General features: G+C 42.8%; 9 protein-coding genes. 4 read left to right on the forward strand and 5 right to left on the reverse strand.

The annotated features are described in order from the left end of the window. Window positions 1-38: 38 nt before the first annotated feature. Window positions 39-1,325 (forward strand): guanine deaminase, encoded by a 1,287-nt coding sequence (gene guaD / locus GT589_RS00920; RefSeq protein ID WP_293394580.1) that lies wholly within the window; start codon window positions 39-41, stop codon window positions 1,323-1,325. A gap of 154 nt (window positions 1,326-1,479) precedes the next feature. Here the strand turns inward: guaD and hcp are convergent, their stop codons facing one another. Both hcp and GT589_RS00930 read right to left on the reverse strand, forming a co-directional pair. After that, window positions 1,480-3,189 carry a hydroxylamine reductase gene (gene hcp, locus GT589_RS00925; RefSeq protein WP_293394583.1) on the reverse strand — a complete coding sequence of 570 codons (1,710 nt, stop codon included), beginning with the start codon at window positions 3,187-3,189 and terminating at the stop codon, window positions 1,480-1,482. A gap of 143 nt (window positions 3,190-3,332) precedes the next feature. Further along, window positions 3,333-4,112 (reverse strand): Mut7-C RNAse domain-containing protein, encoded by a 780-nt coding sequence (locus GT589_RS00930; RefSeq protein WP_293394586.1) that lies wholly within the window; start codon window positions 4,110-4,112, stop codon window positions 3,333-3,335. 445 nt (window positions 4,113-4,557) lie between these two features. Between GT589_RS00930 and GT589_RS00935 the strand changes: the two genes are divergently transcribed. Beyond that, the gene (locus tag GT589_RS00935) at window positions 4,558-5,283 is read left to right on the forward strand and encodes a serine/threonine protein kinase (protein ID WP_293394589.1); all 726 of its coding nucleotides are present in this window, start codon (window positions 4,558-4,560) and stop codon (window positions 5,281-5,283) included. Between the two features lie 210 nt (window positions 5,284-5,493). Continuing rightward, window positions 5,494-6,609, forward strand: a complete 1,116-nt coding sequence (locus GT589_RS00940) for a 4Fe-4S binding protein (protein WP_293394592.1) — start codon at window positions 5,494-5,496, stop codon at window positions 6,607-6,609. Window positions 6,610-6,716: 107 nt separating this feature from the next. Here GT589_RS00940 and GT589_RS00945 read toward each other — a convergent pair whose 3' ends face one another. The 3 genes from GT589_RS00945 to GT589_RS00955 all read right to left on the reverse strand — a co-directional run bounded on the left by GT589_RS00945 (window position 6,717) and on the right by GT589_RS00955 (window position 12,232). Then, complete coding sequence (locus GT589_RS00945; protein WP_293394595.1) at window positions 6,717-8,960, reverse strand: U32 family peptidase; 2,244 nt, start codon at window positions 8,958-8,960, stop codon at window positions 6,717-6,719. Window positions 8,961-8,980: 20 nt separating this feature from the next. Next, window positions 8,981-10,717 carry an ATP-binding cassette domain-containing protein gene (locus GT589_RS00950; RefSeq protein WP_293394597.1) on the reverse strand — a complete coding sequence of 579 codons (1,737 nt, stop codon included), beginning with the start codon at window positions 10,715-10,717 and terminating at the stop codon, window positions 8,981-8,983. Between the two features lie 69 nt (window positions 10,718-10,786). Continuing rightward, complete coding sequence (locus GT589_RS00955) at window positions 10,787-12,232, reverse strand: DEAD/DEAH box helicase (protein WP_293394600.1); 1,446 nt, start codon at window positions 12,230-12,232, stop codon at window positions 10,787-10,789. Between the two features lie 261 nt (window positions 12,233-12,493). On the opposite strand from GT589_RS00955, the gene GT589_RS00960 reads away from it, so the two are divergent. Then, complete coding sequence (locus tag GT589_RS00960; protein ID WP_293394603.1) at window positions 12,494-14,098, forward strand: peptide chain release factor 3; 1,605 nt, start codon at window positions 12,494-12,496, stop codon at window positions 14,096-14,098. Window positions 14,099-14,101 lie beyond the last annotated feature (3 nt).

Genomic DNA, 14,101 nt, shown 5'->3' on the forward strand with positions numbered 1-14,101 from the left:
ATTGTAATCTTCAGCTAAAGTTTAAAGGAGAAATTTCGATGACTACATCAAATTCAATAAAAATAATTAAAGGCAACATAATATTCACGCCAACCCCCGAGGAATTTATGATAACAGAGCAGGGATTCATAGTGATACAAGACGGCTGTGTGGAGGGCGTATACAAGTCGCTTCCAAGTATGTACTCAGGAATTGAAATAACCGACTACAGCGACAAACTCATAATTCCCGGCATGAATGACCTTCACTGCCATGCCCCACAGTTTAGAAATCTTGGCATGGCAATGGACAAGGAGCTGCTTCCCTGGCTTGACAATTATACATTCCCTGAGGAGTCAAGGTTCAAAGATGAGGAATACGCCCACAGCGTCTATTCAGAATTCGTACGCGAGATATGGAAGCAGGGCACAACAAGAATAGCAGTGTATTCTACAGTCCACAAGAGCGCAGCCCTGCAGCTTATGGAACTCTTCGAGAATGCGGGCCTTGGCGCATACGTGGGCAAGGTCAATATGGACCGCAACTGCCCTGATTCCATACGTGAATCTGCCGAAGGCTCGCTCGCAGACACCCGGGAGCTGCTTGAAGCCATGGCCAACAAAGACAGCCTTGTAAAGCCTATAATAACGCCCCGCTTTGTACCAAGCTGCAGCGATCATTTGCTTGATGGGCTTGGCAAGCTGGCCACACAATACGGCACTCCCGTGCAGTCGCACCTTTCAGAGAACAGGGGCGAAATCGAGTGGGTAAAAGAGCTGCATGCGGATTCAAGCTTCTACGGGGAAGTTTACGACAGGTACGGGCTTTTCGGCCAGACTCCTACGCTCATGGCCCACTGCGTCTATTCAGACGAGCAGGAGATGTCTCTCATGCGTTCGAGGGGCGTCATTGCTGTCCATTGCCCTACCTCGAATATGAATGTGGGCAGCGGCATGATGCCTGTTAGAAATTTTCTGGATGCCGGCATACGAGTGGCCCTTGGCTCAGACATAAGCGGAGGACACACATGCTCAATATTCAAGACTATGGTATATGCGATACAGATTTCGAAGCTGCTGTGGGCTGATTCCGGAAAACAGACGGCATTTCTTTCGAATTCTGAGGCGTTCTACATGGCCACAAAGGGCGGAGGTAGCTTCTTTGGCATGGTGGGGAGCTTTGAGAAGGGATATGATTTCGATGCCCTCATAATAGACGATTCCGAGCTGAACAGATTTGGCTACACACTTGAGCAGAGGCTCGAAAGATTCATATATGTAGGCGATGACAGGCACATACTCCACAGGTATGTGCAGGGCAAACTGATAGAAGAGCCTGCCATATAAGCAATACGCCAATTTGACCTGCAATCTGCCAGGCAGCATTAGTACATTTTTAAATCCTGTTAAATCTGAGTATTACAATGGCCCCCGGCATTTGTATTTTGCCGGGGGCCATTTATATGATTTTCAAAAGGGATTATATTTACTCGTTATCTCGTTATTCTCCCATGAACATCTTTATGTCTTCGTCCACGCTGCCTATTCCGCCTATGCCGAAAGTCTCAACAAGTATGTTGGCTACGTTTGGCGAAAGGAAAGCTGGAAGTGTAGGTCCAAGGTGTATGTTTTTCACGCCAAGGTGAAGCAGGGCCAAGAGCACTATTACAGCCTTCTGCTCGTACCATGCTATATTGTATGATATAGGAAGTTCGTTGATGTCCTCAAGTCCAAATGCCTCTTTCAGTTTAAGCGCTATTACTGCCAGCGAATAAGAGTCGTTGCACTGTCCTGCATCCAGAACTCTTGGTATTCCGCCTATGTCCCCCAGATTAAGCTTGTTGTACTTGTACTTTGCGCAGCCTGCTGTCAGTATCACTGCATCCTTTGGAAGCTTTTCCGCAAATTCTGTATAGTAGTTTCTGCTCTTAGCTCTTCCGTCGCAGCCCGCCATTACGAAGAATCTCTTTATTGCGCCCGATTTCACGGCGTCAACCACCTTGTCTGCAAGGGCCATTACCTGGTTGTGGGCGAATCCCCCTATTATCTCTCCCTTTTCTATTTCAACAGGAGGAGAGCATTTCTTCGCCTGCTCTATCAGAGCCGAGAAGTCCTTAGGCTGGCCACTCTTGCCGTCTTCAATATGTTTTACGCCGCTAAAGCCTGTAACGCCTGTAGTGTATAGTCTGCCCTTGTATGAATCCTTCGGAGGCACTATACAGTTTGTAGTCATAAGTATAGGTCCGTTGAAGCTTTCGAACTCGCTGTCCTGCTTCCACCATGCGTTTCCGTAGTTTCCTACAAAGTGGTCGTATTTCTTGAATGCAGGATAATAGTTTGCAGGAAGCATTTCACTGTGAGTATATACGTCCACGCCTGTACCTGCTGTCTGCTTGAGCAGCTCCTCGAAATCTTTGAGATCGTGTCCGCTCACGAGTATTCCTGGATTGTTTCTTGTGCCTATGTTTACCTTTGTTATTTCAGGATTGCCGTATGTCGATGTGTTGGCCGAATCAAGCAGAGCCATCGCGTCCACGCCGAACTTTCCAGCCTCCATTATTATACCTACAAGGTCGTCTGCAGAAAGCGTATCGTCAAGCGTTGCCGCAAGAGCCTTGTGCATGAAGCCGTGTATCTCGTCGCTGTCGTGTCCTAGGTTCATGGCATGGTGCATGTAGGCAGCCATTCCCTTTATTCCGTATACAAGAAGCTCTCTTAGCGATCTTATGTCTTCGTTTTCAGTCGCAAGCACGCCTACCTTTTCAGCCTTGCTGTCGAAATCAGCCACGCTTGAAGCAAACCATACCGCCGCATCAGGAAGCGAAACTCCCTGAGCCTCCATTCCAACAAGTCTTTTGAGCTTGTCGAAAATACCATCTGCATTAGACGACGGAAGCTTGCCTGCAACCTCGAGCTTGCTTCTTAGAGACTCTTTGAGCGCAAGCCCTTCTCTTACTCTGTTTATTATGCCTTCCCTATCGAAATTCGCATTTGTTATTGTGGCAAACAGGCTGTTCATTACGTATTTGTCAGCCGCCTTGTCTACTATGCCGGCTTTTCTTGCCATGTCACTGTATACCGCCACTCCCTTGGCCACATATACAAGCAGGTCCTGAGCCTTTGCCACGTCCTCTGTCTTTCCGCATACTCCTCTTGATGTACAGCCTTTGCAGCCAGCAGCTTCCTGGCACTGATAACAAAACATACCCATAATATATACCTCCGCGTTTTATTTGTTTTATTTTTTAAATGTTATTTTCAACTTGTGAGTTAATTATATTATCAGGCCGGCCTTCGAGTTGTAACTTGAGTTACGGTTTTGGGAATATAATAACAAAAGCCGCAAAAATCTTTTCAGATTTTGCGGCTCTCTGCGCATACCTCCATTATTCTGTCTATGAGCTTTTCCATGTTGTCGTAGTGGCTTCCTCTCCAGTATATCTTTCCGCACCTTATGCAACGCTGGTACTCGCTGCACCAGGACTTTACTCCAGGCGGAATATGTTCTTGAAGCTCCTTGTATTCCTGTGAATCAAATGGAACCGATTCAATGGTTCCGTTGCACTGTATGCAGCGAGTAAAGGGGTTAATATTTCCGCAAAGTCCAAACCGTTCGAGCACCTCGGAGGCCTGGAGCAATGGATCTTTGTTCCTTATTATACGTCCTCGCTCAACGCTGTTTCTCATCAGAAGCCTCCTGTCACGTGTAAGAAGTATCCTATCTTCCTCATATGCAATCCTGGCTATCTCAGGATCGTCGCGCTGTGAGTCGTAGTCAGCGTCGAAACCCATGATTCTGAGATATCGAGCAAGCGTCCCAAGGTGCACATCAAGCACAAATCGGCTTCCTCCCTGCTCGCTCCTTTGAATCTTCGTTACTTCGCCTATTTCAATGCCTCCAAATCCCGGATATACACTCACTCTGTCGCCGTCACCGACTATATGCTCAAACCCTGCGGATTCTCCGTTTACAAGAATGAGGTCGACTTCCACATGCGGAACGCTGAAACTCTCTATTAGATCCTTTACTGACCTTATGCCATAGAAATAGCAGTCCTGCTCCTTTTGCCTGCTCTTTGCATCCAGAAAGTCATTTAACTCACCGTAGAATCTTATCGTCACATGGCTTTTCACGCCTACCACCTCATAATTTATATACCCGAAATAGCTTTAATTTTCTAATTTAAATCTGCCAAATGTATATTTTTATGTTCAATATGCCCTCACAATTTTCTCATCAAATTCTCATTTATTATTTTTCATATTTACTTGAACCGTTCAAACCACAACTGTATAATATGTCATATGCATTATCAATTGATATTAGGTTGGCATATAACACCACTTTTGATATTTCGGGAGGTTTTTCAATGGGTTTGTTTTCAATTTTCTCCAGGTCATCAAGCAAAGGCCATCACCGCAAGCATAATCAAGGCAGCAGCTATTACAAGAGGCACCATTCGGGATTGCTCGGGGCCCTCGTAAATAAGCTGATGTCCCGCAGCTCTCACTCGCACCACGGCCACCACCATCACAACGAGCACCATTCTCACAGAAGGCATAAACGATACTCCAGCTCATGGTCCTAGATATTTTCAGGAAGGACAAGCTGTATCCCGTACATCATAAGCTCTTCGGTTATGAGATACTCAGCATTCTTGGAGAGGGACGCTATGGGATTTGCTATATTGCCGAAAAGGACGGCAAGAAATACGTACTCAAGCAGCTTAAGCTGAAGATGTTCAAAAAAATCGGCCACAAAGCCGAGTTCGAGGAGAAAATCCTCTCGTGCGTAAGCCATGAAAGAATACCTCGCTTCATACAGAATATAAAAACATGCGATTCCAGCATATACATCATGGATTTCATAGATGGCAAGACCTTCGAGGAAATTATATTCGCTGACGGACGAGTATTTTCCGTCGGCGAAATTCACGATATCGCCCTCCAGCTTATCGACATACTCAAGCATCTCCACGGTCTTGGCATAGTGCACAGGGACATAAGAGTTCCCAACGTTGTATACAGCGCAGGCCGTGTCTACCTTGTCGACTTCGGGCTTGCAAGACACATTGACGGCAGGAAGTACACAGCTGATGTAGATTTTTCATATCTGGGAGATTTCCTTATTCACCTCCACTATACCTCCTTCAAGCCATCCGGCAAAAAAAGCAGGCCCTGGTATGATGAACTTGAACTCCCTGACAGGGAAATGCTTATTCTGAAAAAACTGATGGGCATCGATGGAAAGTATGAGAGTATCTGCGAAGTTGAAAATGATTTTATCGACCTGAAAACTATATAAAAACAAACAAAAGAGCATGGAGCTTTCTCCATGCTCTTTTGTTTGAATTTTTTTCACCATTTGAACACATTTTCAAAACAATTTTGTGATAAATTATAAATTATAATCATATATAAGTTGCTGCTATTGTTAATGTTTGAATCCTCCACAAACTTTTAGCAACACTGAATTTAGCGGCCACTATATATATATTATGAAAGGAGTATCCCATTGGAAAAAATTCAAAAATTACGTTTTACCGTCCAGGCTATATGCCTTGTTCTGACCGTCACCTCATTCTTCATAAACTTCAAAATCGCCATGATTGCCATTGCAGTTCTAACAGTGTTTGCCGGGGTCTTTTACTGCGGCTGGATATGTCCCTATGGCTTCATGCAGGATCTTTTCGGCAAGTTCGGAAGCCTTTTGGGAATTAAAAAGATAAAAATGCCATCTTCACTTCAAAGGATTCTTGTTTTTAGCAGATATGTTCTGCTTGCCCTTGTGCTCTTAATTGGTTCCAACTTTGTATTCGGCTTGATGGCCTTTGACCCACATGCTAATTTCTTGAATATGCTAGTTGGAAGCGTTGCCGGATTTGCAGCAATATCAGTCATAGCGTTTTTTCTAATAGTTTCACTGCTTTTCGAAAGGCCTTTTTGCAACTACCTTTGCTCTGAAGGTGCCCGATACGGCCTGCGGGGAATCCTTAGAATATTCACTATAAAAAGGGACCAGTCCTTATGTGTGAATTGCAAAAAGTGCGATAAGGCATGTCCTATGAACATAAAAGTTTCAAAAGCAACAAATCTGCGATCACCCCAGTGCATAAACTGCTTCCAGTGTATTTCAGTCTGTCCTTTCAAAGGGGCTCTATCATTTGGACCTATGAGCACCGATGAAAAGGAAAAGAGAAAATATATAGCAATTGCATTGTCAGCACTTGTGCTGTTTGGGTCTTTTGCCGCTTACAATTTTTTCGGCGGAAAAAAAGGTGTATCAGAGGAAGTCACTACTCCGGCTGCAGGCGAGTCTAATTCAGTTCAAGGCGGCGGTGACGCTTTTTCCGATGCGCATGGAATCGCTGACGGCACCTATATCGGAGAAGGGGTTGGCTTCAAAGGTACCACTGTGGCTCAAGTGACAGTAAAAAATCAGATGATTACATCTATTGAAGTTACACAGACCCGTGATGATAAACCGTGGTTTGACAGAGCCAATTCGGCAATACCCGATAGTATAATACAAGCCCAGAGCACTGACATAGACCTTGTGAGCGGGGCTACCTATTCTTCAATTGGAATTAGAGATGCCGTGAAAAATGCTCTTGAAAATGCAAGACAGTAGCCATTCCATTGGAAACCGCCATGAAAAACCCCCAAACCCATTGATTTTCAATGAGTTTGGGGGTTTTTGTCCTTGGAGGCGACACCCAGATTTGAACTGGGATTTCCCTACAAAATCTCTTTATTAAAATGTCCTCTTGAGTCTGTGTCCTGATTAAAGACAGCTTTATTCACTCCGCCCTTTAATTTGCTTAGGGCCTCATTAATGGTTTTCACAACCTGCTCTTTTGATTCAATTGTGAAGCTTAATCTGAATGCCTCTATTCCTTTTATGCTTTGTAGCTCATCTAAAAGATTAAGCGTCTTCCCATTAAGGATAGTCGTTGTACAATCATCATGAGAAATGATAGGGAAGGTTCCGTGCTCATCTTTTAACTCATAGCTCTTCGTTTTGCAAATACCGCACTGATTCATTTTTTTCAGCGGACAATATTTTGTAAACAGCAAAGGAGCCTTGCCATATACAATCATTTCCAGCGCAGGATAGCCGTCATTTTCTTCATAATAGGCATTAATTAAATCTTCAATTTGTCTCTTATTCAATTCATAAGATAAAGTTACTCGTTTCGCGCCTAATCTATATAATTCATAGCAGCTAGTAGAATTAACAACATTTAGAGAATAGTCCGCAACAAAAGGATTAGTTTTTCTGTAGTGGTAAATTCCGCCATATCCTCCGATTAACAGCTGCCCTTCTTTTTCCTTATAATCGTTCTGGTTTCTTCTAACCACGTTTTCAAAATAAATTTCCTTAATTCCACAGCTCACGCAAGCATCATACTGTTCCCTGGTCGTTACAGAGACTGTAAGGTATGGTTTTTGCGGGGCAAAGCTTATTTTTTCTTTTGCTTTCAAAGCTTTGGTTCTTTTCTTTTGGCTGTTAAGCTTTAAGTCATATAAGCCCTGTACAATATCTCTTCTTGCTGCATTTAACAGTTTGGCTGGAATAAATGCATTGCATTCCTTGAAATCTACATGCTTAAGTTCGAATATAGTATCATTTAATCTTGAGAATTGCTTTATTACCTGTTCTTTTGTAGTTGGATTATTAATTGCTTCGCCTAGTATTTCCTCGCTTTCATATAAATAATTAAAGCCTAGGCCCTCCGCATCTATGATAAGCTTTGAATCTGGATATGCATACACTCTAATATCTAGGTTAAAGCGTTTAAATTCTTTTTCCAGTGATGATTCTAACTCTTTGTAATAGAAATAATCCTTCGTTATATATACTAAATCACCCTTGGACAGCTTTTCTTTGATTTTGATATAGCAGACATTATCTGCTTTGTTGATTAAATTGCCATCTTTATCGTAGAGTTTTACAACAGTTAAAATAACATCTTCATTTTTATGACTTATTCTGATTATATCGTTTTGATTTAAAGGACGTGTAAGTGTTATTTCATACATGTCTTTAACAGTCTTGCTGATTCTACCAATTTCATAACCAGCGTTATTAGGTCTTAAGATGTTTGTAATATCTTTTATATCTTCGTGAAACAAATATCCCTTAGTAAATGTTCTGTTGAATGTTTTGCTCAGATTTTCTTTATCTTCTTCGGTTATTTTATTATCTAAGGCCATGCGATATTTTGATACAGCATTAGCAACATACGCAGGCTCTTTCATTCGACCTTCTATTTTTAAAGAATCAATTTCTTTTAAATCATTGATATAATCGATTGTGTTTAAGTCCTTGGTAGATAGAATATAGTTTTTCCCTAAAGATGTATCTGTTGTCTTATCAATTAGTTCATACTCCTTACGACATGAACCAACACATCTTCCACGATTTCCGCTTCGATAGCCGATTAATCCAGACATTAGACAGTTTCCGGAATAAGATACACATAAAGCGCCGTGAACAAAAATTTCCAAAGGTATTTTGGCTATTCTTTTTATCTCTTTTACTTTTTCAATCTCAAGCTCACGGGACAGAACAACTCTTTTAGCGCCAAGTTCTTTAAATAATAAAGTTCCGTCTAAATCGTCTATTCCCATTTGAGTTGAACAATGTGCTTCCATATCAAGAAAGTTTTTAACTATATAATCGAAAGCAGCCAGATCCTGGACTATAATTCCATCAACACCGATTTCATTTAATTCGTCCACCTGCTCTTTCATCTCTTCAACTTCGTTTTCGAAAACGATGGTATTCATTGTAACATAGATTTTGACATTCCTCAGGTGCGCATACCTAACAGCCTCTTTTAACGATTCCAAATCAAAATTAGATGAGTATGCACGCGCACCAAATTTTTGCATTCCCAGGTATATGGCATCACAGCCATTAGAAATTGCCGCTTTTAAAGCTTCCATACTTCCTGCCGGAGCTAATAATTCAGTCATTTTCCCCTCCATACTACTCGCTACTTGACGCTAAGTACTTCTAACTGATTGCAAAGTTTTTCTACAGTTTTCAGCTCATTTTTTTTAAAGGCTAATGTGATATTGGATTCTAATTCTTGTTTTTTCTTGTCTATTTCTAAATACTTCTGATCGAAATATTTATCATACACCATTTTACGGAAAGTACGTGTACGCATACGTCTAATCGTATTGTCTTCTACAAGTAAAACATAATCCGCACAATTAGCTACAAGATAGAAATCATGGCTTACCATGAGTACGGCCCCTTTATATTCGGAAATGGCTTTTTCCAGAGCCATTTGTGCGTAAATATCCAAATGGCTAGTCGGTTCATCAAGAATAAGAAATTCTGCATTTGTATTTGCAATCATCGCAATTTGGAGCAAATTCTTTTCTCCGCCTGATAACTGGCCTACCTTCTGCTTTAAGGTGTCACCTTCCAAACAATATTTCCCGAGATACTCACGGATACTTTCACTTGTCCCAAAACCCAAGTTTTCCATAAGCTCGTATAGCGTTTTTGTTTCATCCATATTCTCGTCCTTAAGCTGAGACAAACATGCATGGCTTGTATTCTCATCTATATGGATGGAAGGATGGTTATTTTTTAAGATATCGCGCACCAAAGTAGTTTTTCCTGTACCATTTGCACCAACGATGGCTACTTTTTCGCCAGATAGTAATTCAAAATTGATATTTTCCAATAAGCTTTCATCAAATGAAACATTATAATCTGTAATGCTTAAAACAGTATGCCCTGTTTCAACTTCTATTGACTGCAATTCAATCTTTGGCTCACGAAGTTCAATAAAAGGTGCCTTAATTTGTCTTGCAAGTAAACGGTCCAGTTGTGTTTGCTTTGCATTTACGGCGCTTCCAATAACAGGATTAGCAACCAGCGTAGCTCTTGTGCGCAGACTATCAACCATTTTCTCGGTACGCTCAATTTCTTCCTGTTCTTCAATACTCTGCAGTTTAAGTTTTAATTTTTCCTTTAGCTGGGAACAACGATATTCAGCATAGTTACCCTCATATTCCTGAATATCACCGTTTTCCAAATGTAAAATCTTATCGAAACAATGATTCAATAAATATCTGTTATGTGTAATAACCAATAATGTGCCCTTGTAGCCATTAATCAGCTGACAAAGTCCATTTAAGTTGCCAAAATCGAGAAATACATCCGGTTCGTCCAAAACAAGAAGATTTTGAGATAATAACATTTCTTTCATAATCTGAAGTAATTTATACTCTCCGCCACTAAGCTGCGATAGCTTTGTTTCTTTTAATTCACGCATACCGGCTACATATAGCTGTTTATGGATATTGTTTTCATAATTGTCTCCGTCCATGGCCTCAAAGGCGTCTACAAGAGCCTGATATTGCTCAAATAAGGGCTCCACATCCTCAGCCACTGCCATTTCGTCACACACAGCAAGTGTCGCCTTTTGATTTTGCACGAATCTCTCACTTAGATATTCAAAAACAGTGCATTCCTGCTCTTTATCTCTCACAGCAAACTGGCTGGCATACCCAATACGGCAACTTTCATCTTTGATTATCTTTCCATCGTACCAATACTTATCAGGATGAATAATCATATCAACAAGAGTTGATTTTCCAGCGCCATTGCTTCCAATAAAAGCAGCGTGCTGCCCCATTTCCAATGTAAACGAAACCTCTTTATATAAATCTTTTGCGGGAAAACCATAGGAAAGTTTTTCTATTTGAATCATTTTTGTTATCCTCTATTCTAAAAAAATTTGTCTAAATCTGTCACAGTAGAATTATAACAATTCACACTGCTATCTACAAGCTCTACTAACGTTGCGCAGCCTGCCCTTGATTGGGGTGCTCTGGAGCTTTTCAAGCACCATTTCGCCCTTGTTGTTGAGTATCTCCACAAATGTGGAGACATCAAGTATGCTTATTATTCCTATGTCCTGTGCGCTCATGCCTTCTATGTTGCACAGCGTGCCTACAATGTCTACAGGCCTCATCTTAGTTTTCTTGCCTGCATTGACATGGAGCTTCATGATTTCTTTGCTCACCTGCGCGCCTCTTGTCTCCTTTATTTCAGGGCTGGCGCTCGCTTTCTTTTCAAACTCATGCCTGGAGCTGTCCACGGCTTCCTGTTGAGGTCTCTCCTTCAAAGCGATCTCTCTGCCTATATAGCTGTGGATTTCATTTAAAAACTTGTCTTCGTAGCGGGTCACGAAGGTCATTGCCTTTCCGGAGCTGCTCGCTCTTCCCGTTCTGCCTATCCTGTGAACATAGCTTTCCTTGTCCTGGGGGATGTCATAGTTGATTACATGCGTTATGTTGTCTACGTCTATCCCTCTGGCCGCAACATCCGTGGCAACAAGATATCTGAAAGCTCCCTGCTTGAAATCATCCATGACACTGAGCCTGTCCTCCTGCTCCATTCCTCCATGTATCTTATCGCAAGGGTAGTCGAGCCTTGAAAGCCCTAGGCAAACCTCGTCCACCTTCTGCTTTGTGTTGCAAAATATTATGCAGCTGTCCGGATTTTCAACTATAGTCAGGTCTCTTAGCAGCTCCAGCTTATCCGCTTCATTCACGCTGTATCGTTCCTGCTCCACCTTGTCTGCAGTCATGCCATTGGATTCTATCTCTATGTTCACTGGAGCTTTCATATATTTGCTGCACAGCGACTGTATATCCGAAGGCATAGTGGCCGAGAAAAGCATAGTCATCCTTTCTTTAGGCAGACTGCCTATCACAGCTTCTATCTGCTCTATGAAGCCCATGCTCAGCATCTCGTCCGCTTCGTCTAGCACGAGATATTTGATGCACGATGTGTCGAGCGTCCCTCTTTCTATGTGGTCTATAATTCGGCCCGGCGTGCCAACAACAACGTGAGTTTTTTGCTTGAGTTCCCTCTCCTGCCTTCTGTATGGAGACTTTCCGTAAATTGCAGCCACCTTTAGCCTTTTGAATCTGCCTATGTTGAAAAAATCCTCCTGTACCTGTATGGCAAGTTCCCTTGTAGGGGTAATCACAAGCGCCTGCGGCTTGTTATCCTCCCATTCCACCATTTGGCATATTGGTATGGCGAATGCGGCCGTCTTTCCGCTTCCAGTCTGAGACTTGACTGTTATATCATGCCCCTCCAGCGCAGCGGGTATTACCTGCTGCTGGACCTTGGTAGGGCTTTTGAAATTAAGCAGCTCTATCGCCTTTAGCAGCTCATCGCCTATATTGTAAGCCTTGAAATTTGTTATTGTCATTTAGTCATCTCTTTCTTTATAATTAGTTTTTCAATTTTGTTAGTATTACAGCTTTATCATTATAGCATAAAAAATGCAGCATGCGATATTCCATAAAAATTAAACTGATTGCAATTTCATCAGCTGTCTTTTGCGTGCCGTTTGGTTTTTTTGTTGACATCTAAACGATAAAAGTATATTCTCATTAAGGTTACAATTTTAAACTGCGCTAACTATAGGTTTTTTTGATCTTAATAAATTATACTAAAAAGGAAGATAAATATGTCGGATAAAAATTTCACTTTCATAGAAGAGGTCCGCAGAAGAAGGACCTTCGCAATAATCTCTCACCCGGACGCCGGAAAGACCACGCTGACTGAGAAGTTTCTGCTTTACGGAGGAGCCATAAGGGCTGCAGGCTCTGTAAAATCAAGGCGTTCTCAAAAGCACGCCGTTTCTGACTGGATGGAGATCGAAAAGCAAAGGGGTATATCAGTAACCTCAAGTGTGCTCCAATTCGAATATAACGACTTTTGCATCAACATACTCGACACACCGGGCCACCAGGACTTCAGTGAAGACACCTACAGAACGCTGATGGCCGCAGACAGCGCCGTGATGGTAATTGACTGCTCAAAAGGTGTCGAGGCTCAGACCAAGAAGCTGTTCCAAGTATGTAAGATGAGAGGAATCCCTATATTCACATTCATAAACAAGATGGACCGTCAGGGTATGAATCCTTTTGAGCTGCTAGAGGACATAGAAAACGCTCTTGGAATACGCTCTTGCCCTATGAACTGGCCTATAGGCTCGGGCAAGGATTTCAGAGGCGTTTTCAACCGCCACAAGAACCAGATAGAGCTCTTTAATGACGGCAACCACGGGCAGTCAATCGCCAAGTCTACAACAGGAGACATGGCCGACGACAAATTCAAGGACCTGCTGGGCAGCGCCCTTTACGACCAGCTGCTAAGCGACATAGAGCTGCTTGACATCGCTGGCGACGAGTACAACCTGGATGAGATACTAAGCGGCAACCTGACGCCAGTATTCTTCGGAAGCGCCCTTACAAACTTCGGCGTGGAGCCGTTCCTGGAATCGTTCCTTGAGATAACACGGCCTCCGCAGCCTCGCAGCAGCAACCTTGGAGATATTGACCCGGAGTCGTCAAATTTCTCGGGCTTCATATTCAAGATACAGGCCAACATGAACCCGGCCCACAGAGACCGTATAGCATTCCTTAGAATCTGCTCGGGCAAATTCGAAAAGGGCATGGCAGTAAATCATGTCCAGAAAAATAAGAGCATAAAGCTGGCTCAGCCTCAGCAGTTTGTAGCCCAGGACAGGGTGGTTGTAGATACAGCATATCCAGGAGACATAATAGGCATACACGATCCCGGAATATTCAATATAGGCGACACGCTCTGCCAGGACAACTCAAAACTCAAATACAGTGGTATTCCTCAATTCGCTCCGGAGCACTTCGCGACTATATCCACGCCGAATTCCCTAAAGCGTAAGCAGTTTCTTAAGGGTATAATGCAGCTTTCCGAGGAAGGCGCGATTCAGGTATTCAGGCGTCCGCAATCGGGCATGGAGGAGGTAATCGTTGGCGTTGTGGGCGTGCTTCAGTTCGAGGTGCTCGAATACCGCCTCAAGAACGAATACAATGTCGACATCACAATGCATATGCTTCCATACCGACATATACGCTGGATTGAAATGGACAAATTCGATCCAGCCAAATTCACGCTGGCAATGGACACAATGCTGGCCGAGAGCAAGCAGGGAGACCCGGTTGTACTCTTCCAGAACGATTGGTCCATAAGGAATGTGCTCGAAAGAAACAAAGGGCTTGTTTTGAGAGAAACGTCCCGCATCGAATAAATT

The organism is Peptoclostridium sp. (genome assembly GCF_009881055.1).
Lineage (GTDB): Bacteria > Bacillota > Clostridia > Peptostreptococcales > Peptostreptococcaceae > Peptoclostridium_A.